11 protein-coding genes and 1 other RNA gene are annotated in these 13,503 nt (G+C 63.2%); 4 read left to right on the plus strand and 8 right to left on the minus strand.

The window, feature by feature from the left end:
* Positions 1–42: 42 nt before the first annotated feature.
* Positions 43–119, minus strand: a non-coding RNA gene (locus F7R02_RS18230) — sX9 sRNA.
* Positions 120–328: 209 nt separating this feature from the next.
* Here F7R02_RS18230 and F7R02_RS18235 point away from each other — a divergent pair.
* Positions 329–4,723 carry a DEAD/DEAH box helicase gene (locus F7R02_RS18235; protein ID WP_078589646.1) on the plus strand — a complete coding sequence of 1,465 codons (4,395 nt, stop codon included), beginning with the start codon at positions 329–331 and terminating at the stop codon, positions 4,721–4,723.
* On the opposite strand, the gene F7R02_RS18240 is transcribed toward F7R02_RS18235, so the two are convergent.
* The gene (locus F7R02_RS18240; protein WP_172397213.1) at positions 4,663–5,268 is read right to left on the minus strand and encodes a DNA-3-methyladenine glycosylase; all 606 of its coding nucleotides are present in this window, start codon (positions 5,266–5,268) and stop codon (positions 4,663–4,665) included. The two genes, F7R02_RS18235 and F7R02_RS18240, sit on opposite strands and share 61 nt — an antisense overlap.
* A gap of 309 nt (positions 5,269–5,577) precedes the next feature.
* Between F7R02_RS18240 and F7R02_RS18245 the strand changes: the two genes are divergently transcribed.
* On the plus strand, positions 5,578–7,236 hold the full coding sequence (locus F7R02_RS18245; RefSeq protein ID WP_078589647.1) for a methyl-accepting chemotaxis protein: 1,659 nt from the start codon (positions 5,578–5,580) through the stop codon (positions 7,234–7,236).
* Positions 7,237–7,247: 11 nt separating this feature from the next.
* On the plus strand, positions 7,248–7,757 hold the full coding sequence (locus F7R02_RS18250) for a chemotaxis protein CheW (protein ID WP_003485975.1): 510 nt from the start codon (positions 7,248–7,250) through the stop codon (positions 7,755–7,757).
* Positions 7,758–7,799: 42 nt separating this feature from the next.
* Here the strand turns inward: F7R02_RS18250 and F7R02_RS18255 are convergent, their stop codons facing one another.
* The 5 genes from F7R02_RS18255 to F7R02_RS18270 all read right to left on the minus strand — a co-directional run bounded on the left by F7R02_RS18255 (position 7,800) and on the right by F7R02_RS18270 (position 11,413).
* Positions 7,800–8,906, minus strand: a complete 1,107-nt coding sequence (locus F7R02_RS18255; protein ID WP_172397214.1) for a sensor domain-containing diguanylate cyclase — start codon at positions 8,904–8,906, stop codon at positions 7,800–7,802.
* Positions 8,907–9,188: 282 nt separating this feature from the next.
* Positions 9,189–9,365 carry a hypothetical protein gene (locus F7R02_RS26425; RefSeq protein WP_003485979.1) on the minus strand — a complete coding sequence of 59 codons (177 nt, stop codon included), beginning with the start codon at positions 9,363–9,365 and terminating at the stop codon, positions 9,189–9,191.
* 262 nt (positions 9,366–9,627) lie between these two features.
* Positions 9,628–9,861 (minus strand): helix-turn-helix transcriptional regulator, encoded by a 234-nt coding sequence (locus F7R02_RS18260; RefSeq protein ID WP_235857298.1) that lies wholly within the window; start codon positions 9,859–9,861, stop codon positions 9,628–9,630.
* Positions 9,862–10,067: 206 nt separating this feature from the next.
* Positions 10,068–10,979 (minus strand): ParB/RepB/Spo0J family partition protein, encoded by a 912-nt coding sequence (locus tag F7R02_RS18265; RefSeq protein ID WP_172397212.1) that lies wholly within the window; start codon positions 10,977–10,979, stop codon positions 10,068–10,070.
* A gap of 200 nt (positions 10,980–11,179) precedes the next feature.
* Positions 11,180–11,413: a helix-turn-helix domain-containing protein gene (locus F7R02_RS18270; protein WP_078589654.1), complete on the minus strand. Its 234-nt coding sequence runs from the start codon at positions 11,411–11,413 to the stop codon at positions 11,180–11,182.
* A 178-nt stretch (positions 11,414–11,591) separates the two neighbouring features.
* Between F7R02_RS18270 and yecR the strand changes: the two genes are divergently transcribed.
* Complete coding sequence (gene yecR / locus F7R02_RS18275; RefSeq protein WP_078589650.1) at positions 11,592–11,915, plus strand: YecR family lipoprotein; 324 nt, start codon at positions 11,592–11,594, stop codon at positions 11,913–11,915.
* A 285-nt stretch (positions 11,916–12,200) separates the two neighbouring features.
* Here the strand turns inward: yecR and F7R02_RS18280 are convergent, their stop codons facing one another.
* Positions 12,201–13,172: a hypothetical protein gene (locus tag F7R02_RS18280; protein ID WP_167521057.1), complete on the minus strand. Its 972-nt coding sequence runs from the start codon at positions 13,170–13,172 to the stop codon at positions 12,201–12,203.
* Between the last annotated feature and the right edge of the window lie 331 nt (positions 13,173–13,503).

Below are 13,503 nucleotides of genomic sequence, written 5' to 3' on the forward strand. Positions count from 1 at the left end.
CGTCTTGTCGACGGCAGAGGCCGTCACCATTGCGCCAAGAGCGGCTAACAAAACGTAGCGAGCAGCTGTCAGTTGGGCGCGGACGGCGCGCTCAGAACCGGAGTGTACGCGCGGTACATGCCGATTCCGAGCACCGGCCGCGCCCGCCTCGCGGCTGCGCAGTCGTTTTGTTAGCCGCTCTAAATCGTTCACTACCGGCCTGGCCCGTGGCTTGTCTGGACCGCTGCGTAGCCCCATTGATGGTGGTTCCCACCGAGTTACATCCGCGCGCCTTGCCGTCATGATGAGCCCTTGCCGTCATGATGAGCAATGGTGTCGGGCATTGCCAATGCATCCTGTCCTGCAATACTTCCATCCTGTGGTCGCTGCGTGGTTCGCGCAGACCTTCGCTGCGCCGACACCGGCGCAGATCGCTGCGTGGCCGGCGATCCGGGCCGGACGCCACACGCTGGTGGCCGCGCCCACCGGCTCGGGCAAGACGCTGACGGCGTTCTTCGCCGCCATCGATGCGTTGATCCGCGACGGGCTGGCCAATGGCGGTGCGTTGCCCGACGAAACCCGTGTGGTCTACGTCTCGCCGTTAAAGGCCTTGTCCAATGACATCCACCTCAACCTGGACGCGCCCTTGCAGGGCATCCGTGCGGCGCTGGTCGCCGGCGGCTTGCCGGATGTGCCGATTCGTACCGCGGTGCGTACCGGCGACACCCCGCAGCGCGAGCGCGCGCAGGCGCGTCGCACGCCGCCGCATATTCTGGTGACCACCCCGGAGTCGCTGTACGTGCTGTTGGGGTCGGCATCCGGGCGCACGTCGCTGCGGCAGGTGCGCACCGTGATCGTCGATGAAATCCACGCGGTGGCGTCGGACAAGCGCGGCAGCCACCTGAGCCTGACGCTGGAGCGCTTGCAGCGGCTGGTCGCGCAGCCGATCACGCGGGTGGGGCTGTCGGCGACGCAGAAGCCCATCGAAACGGTGGCGCAATTCCTGGTCGGTGTCGACGCAGACGGCGTGCCGCCGCCGTGCGAGATCGTCGATATCGGCTACACCCGCAGGCGTGATCTGGCCCTGGCGTTGCCGCCCACGCCGCTGAGCGTGGTGATGTCCAACGACCAGTGGCTGCAGGTGTATGCCGATGTGGCCGCACTGGCGCAGCAACATCGCACCACGCTGGTGTTCGTCAACACGCGGCGCATGGCCGAACGCGCGGCGCGGCATCTGGGCGATCTGCTCGGCAAACAGCGCGTGTCGGCGCATCACGGCAGCCTGTCGCGCGAGACGCGCCTGCTGGCCGAGCAACGGCTCAAGGCCGGCGATCTCACCGTGTTGGTGGCGACCGCTTCGCTGGAACTGGGGCTGGATATCGGCGATGTCGATCTGGTCTGCCAGCTCGGTTCGCCGCGCTCGATCGCCACCTTCCTGCAACGTGCCGGGCGTTCCGGACACAAGGTCGGCGGTACGCCCAAGGCGCGCCTGTTTCCGCAGACCCGCGACGAACTGGTCGAATGCGCCGCGCTGCTGGACAGCATCCGCCGCGGCGAACTGGATGCCTTGCGCATTGTGCCGGCGCCGCTGGACGTGCTGGCGCAGCAGATCGTTGCCGAAGCCGCATGCGAAGACTGGGACGAAGATGCGCTGTTCGCGCTGGTGCGGCGCGCGTGGCCGTTCGCCGGGCTGAGCCGTGCCTCCTTCGACAGCGTGGTGCGCATGTTATGCGATGGCTTCAGCACTCGGCTCGGTCCGCGCGCCGGGTATCTACATCGCGATGCGGTGCATCGGCGCTTGCACGCACGGCGCGGTGCGCGCATGACGGCGCTCACCTCCGGCGGCACTATTCCCGAAACCGGCGACTACAGCGTGGTGCTGGAACCGCAGGCCGAAAAGATCGGCACGGTGAACGAGGATTTCGCCGTCGAAAGCCTTACCGGCGATGTGTTCCAGCTCGGCAATGCGAGTTACCGCATCCTGCGCGTGGAGGCCGGGCGCGTGCGCGTGGAAGATGCCAAGGGCGCGCCGCCGAACATTCCGTTCTGGCTGGGCGAAGCGCCGGGTCGTAGCGATGAGCTGTCTGCGGCGGTGTCGCGCCTGCGTGGCGAGATTGCCGCGCGGCTGGACACCGCGCCGCACCAGGCGGCTCGCGACTGGCTGCAGCGCGAGCTGGAGATGTCCGCCGAAGCGGCGCGACAACTGGTGGATTATCTGGCAAACGCTTGCACCGGATTGGGCGCGATGCCGACCCAGCAGTGCCTGGTCATGGAGCGCTTCTTCGATGCCAGCGGCGGTACCCAGCTGGTCATCCATTCGCCGTACGGCAGCCGCATCAATCGTGCGTGGGGGCTGGCGCTGCGCAAGCGCTTCTGCCGCACCTTCAATTTCGAATTGCAGGCTGCAGCCACCGAAGATGCGATTGTGCTGTCGCTGTCGACCAGTCATAGCTTTGCGCTGGAAGAAGTTGGCCGTTACCTGCATTCGTCGTCGGCCGAGCATGTGTTGATCCAGGCATTGCTGGATGCGCCGCTGTTCGGCGTGCGCTGGCGCTGGAACGCCACCAACGCCATGGCGCTGCCGCGCTTCAGTGGCGGCAACAAGGTGGCGCCGCAGTTGCAACGAATGAAGTCCGAAGATTTGCTCGCCACGGTATTCCCGGACCAGGTGGCCTGTGTGGAAAATCTGGTCGGCGAACGCGAGGTGCCCGACCACCCGTTGGTGGCACAGACCCTGGAAGATTGCCTGCACCACGCCATGGATAGCGAAGGCTGGCTGCAGGTGTTGCGCGGCCTGGAATCGGGCGCGGTAACGCTGGTCGCGCGCGACCTGGCGGCGCCGTCGCCGCTGGCCGCCGAAGCCTTGAACGCGCGTCCCTATGCATTTCTCGACGATGCGCCCCTGGAAGAACGCCGTACTCAGGCCGTGCAAAGTCGGCGCTACACGCCGCAGACCAGCGACGACCTGGGACAGCTCGATCCGCAAGCGATTGCCGCAGTGTGCGAAGAAGCCTGGCCACAGCCGCGCGATGCCGAAGAAATGCACGAGGCACTGGTGGGGCTGGGCGTGTTGCCGGTCGCAGAGGCCACCGATGCGCAGTGGCAGGCATGGTTGGCCGCGCTGGCCGCAGCTGGTCGTGCCAGCTGCATTGCCATGCATGGCATCCCGGCGCTGTGGATCAGCGCCGAGCGCATCGACTGGTTCTTGCCGTTGTATCGGCAAGCAACTGCGCAGCCGCCGCTGCAGGCGCCGGCCGAGTGCCGCGTTGCCGACTGGCAGCGCGACTGGGCGGTGCGCGAACTGCTGCGCGGGCGCTTGTCCGCCGTTGGCCCGGCACAGGTGCCGGCCTTGTCCAACGCGTTGCAGGTGCCCGAGCCAGAGATCGTGCTGGCGTTGGCGGCCTTGCAACGCGAGGGCTACGTCATGGCCGGGCAGTTCAGTGCGCACGTGCAGGCCGAAGAGTGGTGCGAGCGCCATCTGTTGGCACGCATCCACCGCTACACGTTGGGGCGTCTGCGCCGCGAGATCGAACCGGTATCGCAGCGCGATTACGCGCGTTTTCTGTTCGAGTGGCAGCACGTGGACAGCAGCAGCCGGGTGGCTGGGCCGGATGCGCTGGCCGGCGTGGTGGGGCAGCTCGAAGGCTTCGAGGCGCCTGCAGTGCTGTGGGAGAGCGAGCTATTGCCGGCGCGCATCCGCGACTATCAACCGGCCTGGCTGGACGAGTTGTGCACCGCCGGGCGCACGCTGTGGGCACGCTTGCGGCCCGGCAGCGGCCGCGGCGGCGGCGCACTGCGCAGCACGCCGATCGTGCTGCTGCCACGGTGCGAAGCGCAGCGTTGGAGCGCATTGGCGCGCGATGCCGACGACGCGCCATTGGGCTCCCGCGCGCAACGCGTCATGCAGGTGCTGCAGCAGCAAGGCGCGCTGTTCTTCGATGAAATCGCCGACGCGGCGCATCTGATGAACACCGAGCTGGAAGATGCATTAAGCGAGCTGGTGATGCGCGGCCGCGCGCATTGCGACAGCTATGCCGGTCTGCGAGCGCTGCTGGTGCCGGCGTCCAAGCGGCCGTCGGCACTGTCGCGGCAACGTCGCCGCGCCAGCGCGCTGGGCATCCGCGATGCGGGCCGCTGGGCGCCGGCGCGGGCGCTGCCCGACTTGCCGCTTGCCGAAGCCGCGCAGCGCCATCAGGACACGCTCGAACACCTCGCGCGCACGCTGTTGCGGCGCTACGGCGTGGTGTGCTGGCGGCTGCTCGAACGCGAGGCCGCATGGCTGCCGCCGTGGCGGGAATTGCTGCGCATGTATCAACGGCTGGAAGCGCGCGGCGAAATCCGCGGCGGGCGGTTCATCGCCGGGCTGTCCGGCGAGCAGTTTGCGTTGCCGGACGCGATTGCGGCCTTGCGCCGTGTGCGCGCGCAGCCATTGCCGCAGCAGTGGATCTGCGTCAGTGCCAGCGACCCAAGCAATCTGCTCGGCAGTCTGCTGCCGGGCGAGCGGGTCGCGCGCGTGCCGGGCAATCGTGTCGTTTCGCTGGATGGGCTGCCCATGGCGGTCTGGGCGGCAGACCGCTTCCAGGCCTTGCAGGAGCTCACCACCGCGCAGGCCGAGCAGGCGCTGCGTCTGCTGCAGCGCGGACCGGGCGCGGCCGAGCAATCGCCGATGGAGTGCTGGTTGGCTCAATCGCCGGCAAGCGCCGTGCCTTTCCCGGTCACGCGCGGAAGCGGACGCGATAAATAGCGGCTATCTGCAACCACCCAGCGCCATGGCGCATCCACGGCCTTGCGGATGCCGATGCGCGGCGTGGCCACTGGATTGGACGGAGGCGGCGCGCCGTCGTCTTCGATCCAGAGCCGCGCGGCCGCGGTGCTGAGATCCAGCCCATTGTCCGCAGCGGTCACGCCGAACGCCTGCGCCAGGCGGCCTGGGCCGGTGGTCAACGCAGTGAACGGGGCGGCGCCGCGCGCGGCCTGCATGCGGTCGATACCGTCCAGCGGTTCCAATGCACGGATCAGCACCGCATGCCCGGGGGCACCGCCGCAGACCACGTTGATTGCCCAATGCATGCCATAGATGAAATACACATACAGGTGCCCGGGCGCACCGAACATCACCCGCGTGCGCGGGGTCATGCCGCGGAACGAGTGCGCGGCCGGGTCGTCGCTACCGCAGTAGGCTTCCACTTCGGTGATGCGCCCGCAGCGTCCGTCAGCACTGACCAGCACCTTGTTGAGCAATCGCGGCGCGACCTGGCGGGCGTCGTGGGCATAGAACGTGCGGGGCAAGGGCTTTGCAGGCATGGCCAAAGCATAGCTGCGCGGACGTGATGTCCCAGCGGATTGGCCTGGACAGCGCACGGGCGGGGTAGGGTTTTTCCGAATATGGGCTGTGACGAGCGCGTGATGTGTCACAAAAGCGCAGATTCGATTGGATGAATAGGCATTCCGGCCCTGGATGCATCTCAAGCGGGTTTTGTCGTCGCCGATAGCCATTAGCGATGGGTTAGACCAGCCGTAGCGCCATGCGATACGCGCAGCGCCATCGCCATCCTGCAGCGCATGTCGCCCACGCACCCTTTTTGAGAGAACTCCCCAATGTTAGGCAACTTCAGAATCGGAACCAGACTGATCGTGGCATTCCTGATCGTCTCGGCCATCGGCGCATGCATCGGGTGGGTGGGCTATTCCAACTCCGGCCGCATCAGCGCGCTGTCGAGCTCGTTGTACGAGCGCGAGTTGCTCGGCATGTCTCACGTCAAGGAAGCCAACATCAACCTCATCTATGCCGGCCGCGCGCGCGCCAACCTGTTGTTGGCCAGCAGTGCAGAAGAGCGCCAGTCGCATGTGCAGAACATCGACAAATACACCGCCAAGGTGGTCGATCACATGGCCCGTGCGCGGGAAAGCTTCCAGAGCGAGGAAGGCAAGAACAAGCTGGCGCAATTCGATCGCGCCTGGCAGAAGTATCTGGACGAGCGCGGCCGCTTCATCGAGGTCGCCAACCGCGAAGCGCTGCGCGAGGCCAATCCGGAACTGGCCGCGCTATCGCGCGCGGTCCGTGCCAGCTCGGACGAAGTGGATAACCTGATGACCGACCTGAGCGGCCTGCGCGAGCGCAGCGCCGCGGCGGCCAACGCGGAAGCCGGTGCGATCCACGCGCGCAGTTCCAGGCTGCTGGTCGCCAGCATCTGCAGCGGCGTGTTGCTCGGCGCCATTCTCGGTGTGGTAATCAGCCGCAGCGTCACCGGGCCGATCCGCCGCGCGGTGGCGGTGGCCAACGGCTTGTCGGAAGGCGATCTCACCATGCGCATCGATGTGCACGGCCGCGACGAAACCGCGCAATTGCTCGAAGCGATGCGCACCATGGTCGGGAAGCTGTCGCAGGTGGTCGGCGAGGTCAACACCAGCGCCGAAACCCTTGCCAGCGCGTCGGAAGAAGTCAGCGCCACCGCGCAGTCGCTGTCGCAGGCGGCAAGCGAACAGGCCGCCGGTGTGGAAGAGACCAGTGCTTCGCTGGAGCAGATGACCGCATCGATCAGCCAGAACACCGAGAACGCGCGCATCACCGACGGCATGGCCACCCAGGCCGCCAAGGAGACCGTGGAGGGAGGCGAAGCGGTGGTTGCCACCACCCAGGCGATGAAGCAGATCGCGCAGAAGATCGGCATCATCGACGACATCGCGTACCAGACCAATCTGCTCGCGCTCAATGCCGCGATCGAAGCCGCGCGCGCCGGCGAACATGGCAAGGGGTTTGCCGTGGTCGCCGCGGAGGTGCGCAAGCTGGCCGAACGCAGCCAGGTGGCCGCGCAGGAAATTGGCGAGGTGGCCAGTTCCAGCGTGGAATTGGCCGACCGCGCCGGCCGTTTGCTGGATTCGATCGTGCCCAGCATCAAGCGCACCTCCGACCTGGTGCAGGAAATATCCGCTGCCTCCGAGGAGCAATCTTCCGGCGTCAGCCAGATCAATTCGGCGGTCGTGCAGTTGAGCCAGACCACCCAGCAGAACGCCAGCGCATCCGAAGAACTGGCCGCCACTGCCGAGGAAATGAGCGCGCAGGCCGAGCAGCTGCAGCAGAGCATGGCGTTCTTCCGGCTGGGCGGGCAGGGCGCGCCGACTGCGCCGCCCAAGCGCGGCAAGCAGGTCGCCGCGCGACCGGCGCGTGCGGCGGGCACGCGTGGCTGGCGCAGCAACGCAGCGCCGGCGTATGCGATGTCCGAGGGCCCTGACGAAGGCCAGTTCGCGCGTTTCTGAGAGAGCGACCAATGACCGCACCGACGCTTGATGTGATGCCCGGCGACGCCGATGTCGCCGCGCAATATCTGACCTTTCAACTGGATGGCGAAACCTTCGCCACCAGCATTCTCGGCATTCGCGAGATCATTCAGTACCGCGCTCCCACACCGGTGCCGTCGATGCCGGATTGCGTGCGCGGGGTGATCAATCTACGCGGCGCGGTGGTGCCGGTGGTGGACCTGCAATCGCGGCTGGGGCGCGCGGACAGCGCGATCGGCAAACGCAGCTGCATCGTGATTCTGGCCACCGAGCAGGCGCAGGGCACGCAGGTGATTGGGGTGCTGGTGGATGCGGTCAATGCAGTGATCGAACTGGCCGACCAGGACATCGAAGCGGCGCCTTCGTTCGGCACGCATATCCGCCGCGATCTGCTGCGCGGCATGGGCAAGGTCGGCGAGCGCTTTGTGGTACTGCTGGAGATGGAGCAGGTGCTGCAGGTGGACGAGATCGCCGGAAACACCGACGCACTGGCGGCCTGAGCGACAGCCGTGCCGCAGGGCGATCGGCGCGGGCTGCGTCGATCAGGCCCGCAGCTGCCACCCGTCGAAGCAATGCACGCGGTTGCGGCCATCGTCACGCGCCCGCTGCAACGCGTGCCGCGCACGGGCCAGCAAGGTAGCGCTGTCGAGCGAGGTTGGCGTGGCGACATCCACCAGACCTGCGCTGAGCGTCAGCGGGCCGGTCGGCCAGTGCGCGTCTTCCACCGCCTTGCGCAAGTCTTCGGCAGCAGCAAGGGCTGCAGATGCTGCGGTCGCCGGCAGCGCCACGCAGAATTGATCGCAGGCCAGGCGCGCCACGATTGCGGCAGGCGGAAGCTGCGCCTCCAGCAATGTAGCGACCTGCAGCAAGGTGGCATCGGCCGCTGGCGCGCCGGCCTGCAATTTTTGCCGCTTGAAGCCATCCAGTTCGAGCAGCATGAAACCCAGTGGCGCATCCGCGGCGGAGCTGGGCGCATTGGCAAGCGCGTGCAAGGCGTGCTCCAGCCCGGCGCGATTCCATCGCCCGGTGAGCGCATCGCGCAGTGCATCCAGCTCCACCAGTCGCGCGGCCTGTTGCAGTTCGAGGGTGCTGACGACTTGCCTGGCCAATGCTTGCAGCGCGTCGCGCTCGGCCACCGACAGTCGCCGCGGAACGCGATCCAGCACACACAGGGTGCCCAGCGCGATGCCGTCCGGGGTCAACAACGGCGCGCCTGCATAGAAGCGGATCTGCGGCTCGCCTGTCACCAGCGCGTTGCCCACAAACCGCTCGTCCAGATGGGTGTCGCCGACTTCCATCACCTGATCGGGTTCGAGAATGGCGTGCGCGCAAAACGACAGCTCACGCGGCGTCTCGTTCTGCTGCATGCCGATTCTGGACTTGAACCACTGGCAATGCGTATCGACCAGCGAGATCAGCGCCATCGGCATCCGGCAGACCGCGGCCGCGATCGAAGTGAACGCGTCGTAGCTCGGCTCCGGTGAGGTGTCCAGCAGGCGGTAAGCATGCAGTGCCTCCACGCGCTCATCTTCGTTGGCCGGCAGGCGCGCCCCGATCGTGGCGTTGACGCCGCCTGGCAGCAACGTTGCGTGGATCAGGTTCAACGCGGGTGCTTCGGGTATCTGCATGCAAAACACCACCGGGAACAAGGCGCCATCAAGGCGATGAGGGTTAATGCGACAAGGCACTGGCCGATGCGATCGCCACCTTGGCAATGCACTGCTTCCCAGGGCAGCGGCATACCGGCGAGCGCCTGTCAGGATCTTGCCACAGGAGCGGCGTGGCTGGCCGGCGCCTGCTTCCAGTTCCGCAGACGCAGCATTCTCAGCTGCGCAATAGGGTGCAACGCGCCGCCGGCGATGCAGCACGGGGGTTCCCCGCATCAGCGTTGCCGCGGCGCTGCCCGGTGCCAGGCTGCAGGTTTGGCCAACTCACTTTCCCTGACCAGCCTTGCCAGATGGGCGACGGCTCTGCTCGTCGTGCACCTTCAGATCTTCCTGGCCCGGGCGCTGCTTGGCGGCATCGTCGTGCCGGCGGTCTTGCTGGCTCTCGGTCACGCCGTGCGCATCGTCGGCGACCTCGTCGGGCTGTTGGTCTTTCTTGCTCATGGTGTGGGTCCGCTGTGGAGTGAAGCCGGACGTTAGCGCGCACGATGTGATCCCCACGCCACGGCGACCGGCCCGCCTGCACCGCAGGTCGCCCCAAGGCCCCGCTCAAAACGCGCAAGCCCCGGAAACATGACGTTGCCAGGGCGCGTGCGTTTGACTCGATGGTGGGCGGAAGGCTCCCGAATAATACCTGCAAGTGACTGTAATGCAATAGGTATTTCCGATGCGGTGAGCGCTGTTACCGCCATAGCTACCGCCAAGCTCATGCGGCTAGGCCCTGCGTACCATTGCGTGCGTCTACCGCTGCACTCATCCATGCGGCCACTTCGGTGGAGACCCAAGCGGCAATGTTGCCACCGGGGAATTGTACTGGCTTCGGGAACTTGCCCGCAGCGGCCCATGCATAGAGCGTTGACTTGCTGACGCCGACGGTCGCGAGGACCTCGGGCAAGCGCATGAAGTGATACGGCAATGTCGTCTGTGGTTGAATCGTCATGGCTTCCTTGAAATGAGAAAGGCCCGCTGCATAAGGTTGCAGCGAGCCTTTTGGTTAGTGTGGTGCCTGCCGTTGGCAGCTTTCCCCGGAGGGGGCGGCATGGGGGCGGCTGGGCCTTGCATGATTGAAGTGACTGCCGCGTAATTTCGCGACGAAAATCTTGTTTCCTCTCCCGCCGGCAGAGCGGTCAAATCAGGCCGGGGCTGTCAGTTGTCCAGATGTGCCGGTTGCGCTGGGACAGCGGGTGTCCTAATTGGGACAGGGCGGCATGGTGGTGGGCTGAAGTGAGCAAGAAGCTCCACCGATGCGAGTTGATCTGTGGCATTGACCTCGTCGTTCGCCAGCATTTCAAGCGCTCTGGCGCGCACGGCTGGGGATGAGCCATCCACGAGCTTAACTATGTGACGGGCAACCCTCTCCGCATCCCGGTCTAGCTGCTGCTGGTCGGAGCTAGGCAGGCTTGTTTGCCAGGGGTTCTTTGCTTCGCGTACATGTCGCCACCTCGGCCAACCCGTGCCGGGGTCTATCGCCAGCGCGTGGAACTCTGCAGCGATGACGTGCGGCATATTGGTGAGCATGCTGCTTACCGTGCTCTTGCTAATGCCAAATCGAGCGGCGATAGAGCGTAAAGACTCCCCGCTAGGAAGCTCGATAGCTCCTCTATGTGTTAGATCTGCAAGGTATTGCCAAGCCGCGTCCCGGCGCTGCTCGTTGTGAAGGGCGAGCGATCTGCCGGTGCAGTTGACCAGTTTGGAAACAACCAGGGCAGTCCGCCAATCTAACGCCAGAACACATGCCGGAACTTGCTGTCTGCCTGCTTGCTGGTAAGACATCAGGCGGTGGTGACCATCCACCAGATACAAACCAGTTTCTACCGGCTCGGCGCTACCGATGTCGGCGAGCCAAACTGGATCAAGCTGCTTATCCTCCGTCGCTTCCAGTACTAAGCGAAGCGTTGCGACGTGTTGCTCGCTGCTTTCCTCGGCTCGCCCTTTGTCCTTAAACGGCACCAAGCGGGCAACGCGTGGTTGCAGGGCGTCGTGGGTTCGTATGTCGCCCATCGGGATCAGGCGAGGGGGAGCATGTCTGAACGTCTGCATCACCGCGTCATATTTCATTGCTGTCTCCTTGTAAGTGCTTATCGGAGACGCGCTCAGCTTCCTGGGCTTACTGCCATCTAATGGAAGACTGCTACTTCTTAGTGCTGAAGGTACGCGCCGACAGAAGATGCCTTCCTCTGCTGTATGGGTACCAAAATGATACGGCCTTCAAGATCAATGACTTGCTATACCGACTATCGCAGCGGATATGGCTAGGGCTACCCAGGGCTAGAGGCAGATGGGGGTTCTAGCAACGAGGTTGGATGCACGCCCAGCGCCTCGGCGAGGCGGTAGATGTTCAACAGTGCGATGTTGCGCTGCCCACGTTCGACGCCGCCTAGGTAGCTGCGCGCCAACCCGCTCTCCAAGGCGAGACGCTCCTGGGAGAGTCCCTTGGCCTTACGGACTTCGGCAAGTCGCAGCCCAAACACGGCGCGGGGATCGGTGGGCATCGATTTCTCTGGCATGAGAGAACGATGCAGTTGCAACCTCTATCGGGCCACGCCCTATGAGGACACCCTCTATGAGTGACATTGGCTCGCGGTTCTCTTATCATTCCTTGGTGGAACGCTAGTACAGGTCTTCGACTGCTTGTACAACTAAGCTCCGAAAGTCAGGGAGGAATACATTATGAAACTGAAGTCTTACGGGGCAGTAGCCGTCTTGTTGCTCGTCAGTGCATGTGCAACTCATGCCGACTGGCTAGTAACCAAAGCCAGTCGTGCAGATGGTGTGATTGCGCTTTCCTACGAGCGCAATGAGTTCCAGCGCCCCGACATGAGCGAGCAGCAGGCCGTGCAGCTTGCCGAGCAGAAGTGCAAAAACTGGGGCTATAAGGGAGCGGAGCCGTTCGGATCGCAGAGTGCCGAATGTTTATCACGCCGAGGCTTCGGAAACTGCGGATCAAGGCGCGTGACGATTGAATTTCAGTGCATCGGCAATCCAAGCAATTGATCTTGCTACGCCGGAACTTTCACGGGCCGCCAGATTTCTCGAGGTCAATCATGGGAACACTGCTTGCACTCCCACTTATCATGCTGGCACTTGGTGCAATTAGCATCCTTTCAAAAAGGCTGACATTGAAGTTGGGCAAAAGGCCTTGGCACTTGGTTGTGGTGCAGTTGGTTATGGGTCTTCTCGTGGCAGCACTTATAGCCTTTGCAATCGTGAGAATTTCCTCGACGCATTGAAATTTAAAAACGATACAGATGACGGATGCGGCGAGTGCGCCTAGGGGCGCTAGCTCCTGTCAATAAGTTCGGCAATATCCGTCAGTGGGCCAAGGTTCAAGTAAATTGGAGACAGGGTCTTTACTGGGCTTGTAGGGATAAATACATAGCGAAATTCCTCTTGATAGAGATACTTGAAATGCTTGCAAGCAAAAACGCTTTTCGTCTTTTTTGAGGGGCGAAAAGGATCGAAGTAATGAACTGCGCATGGAACGAAGCGCCAGCCGCCAAGATGGGGCCGAAGTGCTTGTATGAGCCTCCGTGAGAACTCGCCTACATCTCGGATTACCACTAACGAATCAGCGTTGAAGTCGTCGAATAGACGTAAGTTCATGCCAAAGCTTGCGCACCACGCATAGTAATTCGTCTGCATGACGACTTTTTGGGGCCTCGGTGTTGCAGGGCCAAAAGAGTCAATGAGCCTAGTCTTGAAGGGGTCAATAGAGAGTATTTCCTCATCAAAGGCATCTCCAGCCAGATCGTAAGAAAGCTCGTCATCTGCAATCGCTGGACCTAAAGAATCATCATTGTAAAAAGAGGCGGGAGATACCCTGAGTTTTCCTTCGTCTACCAACTCCTGCATCCATCTCCTGTCGCCAAACTTAAAGAGATAGTGATGCTTTTGCTTTTCGCTAAAAAGAGACAGGATTGCTTCTGATGCCGGGCTATTGGGTGCGGTCGGCTTCGGGGCTAAGGTCTCTTTGATTCCGCATTTAATGAATAAGCCTTGATGCGATCCTGTTCTAAGGCGTGATTCTTCAAGAAGGTGAGAGAAGAGACGCCACAGGAAATTGCCTGATTGCACGTTGCCTTGGACGCAGCCTATTTTCCCGTTAGGTTCCAGAGTCATTATGTTCGATATGAGGTCGCGGGCACGCTGGGCTACTGCCTCATCACTTTGCCCCTGAAGGTAGCGGCGCTCCCTATATTCCTCATACCAGCGCATATAGAGCGATTGATTCAAGTTTATCGGATTCTGCATCTTCGCAACTCCTTAAGCGACTTCCTTAACTAAGGGTAGCGCACTTCCCAATCTGAGTGTCTGTGTGTAATCACCCCATGCTTGCATCATCTTTCGGCGCTCGTCTAGATACTGCGCTTGATTATAAATGCCGCGAACTCCTGGCATTTTATGGGTTAACGCGGACTCAATGGCATCCGGCGTCCAGCCCCCCATTTCGTTTAGGGAAGCTCTGAACAACGCACCACAGATACGCGACACTACCCGCCTCATCATGTAGAGGATCATCTATGCAGCTGACGTTCGGTGACGCTGAGGGCCTGGGCAAGCGCAAGCAGACCCGGCGCGAGAT

This window comes from Xanthomonas cissicola, from assembly GCF_008801575.1.
In the GTDB taxonomy this organism is placed as follows: Bacteria; Pseudomonadota; Gammaproteobacteria; order Xanthomonadales; family Xanthomonadaceae; genus Xanthomonas; species Xanthomonas cissicola.

Coding starts and splice junctions, on each gene's coding strand:
- F7R02_RS18260 (WP_235857298.1), bottom strand. CDS start 9,861: ATGACGATTCAACCACAGACGACATTGCCGTATCACTTCATGCGCTTG.
- F7R02_RS18270 (WP_078589654.1), bottom strand. CDS start 11,413: ATGCCCACCGATCCCCGCGCCGTGTTTGGGCTGCGACTTGCCGAAGTC.
- F7R02_RS26425 (WP_003485979.1), bottom strand. CDS start 9,365: ATGAGCAAGAAAGACCAACAGCCCGACGAGGTCGCCGACGATGCGCAC.
- F7R02_RS18265 (WP_172397212.1), bottom strand. CDS start 10,979: ATGAAATATGACGCGGTGATGCAGACGTTCAGACATGCTCCCCCTCGC.
- yecR (WP_078589650.1), top strand. CDS start 11,592: ATGAAACTGAAGTCTTACGGGGCAGTAGCCGTCTTGTTGCTCGTCAGT.
- F7R02_RS18280 (WP_167521057.1), bottom strand. CDS start 13,172: ATGCAGAATCCGATAAACTTGAATCAATCGCTCTATATGCGCTGGTAT.
- F7R02_RS18245 (WP_078589647.1), top strand. CDS start 5,578: ATGTTAGGCAACTTCAGAATCGGAACCAGACTGATCGTGGCATTCCTG.
- F7R02_RS18235 (WP_078589646.1), top strand. CDS start 329: ATGCATCCTGTCCTGCAATACTTCCATCCTGTGGTCGCTGCGTGGTTC.
- F7R02_RS18250 (WP_003485975.1), top strand. CDS start 7,248: ATGACCGCACCGACGCTTGATGTGATGCCCGGCGACGCCGATGTCGCC.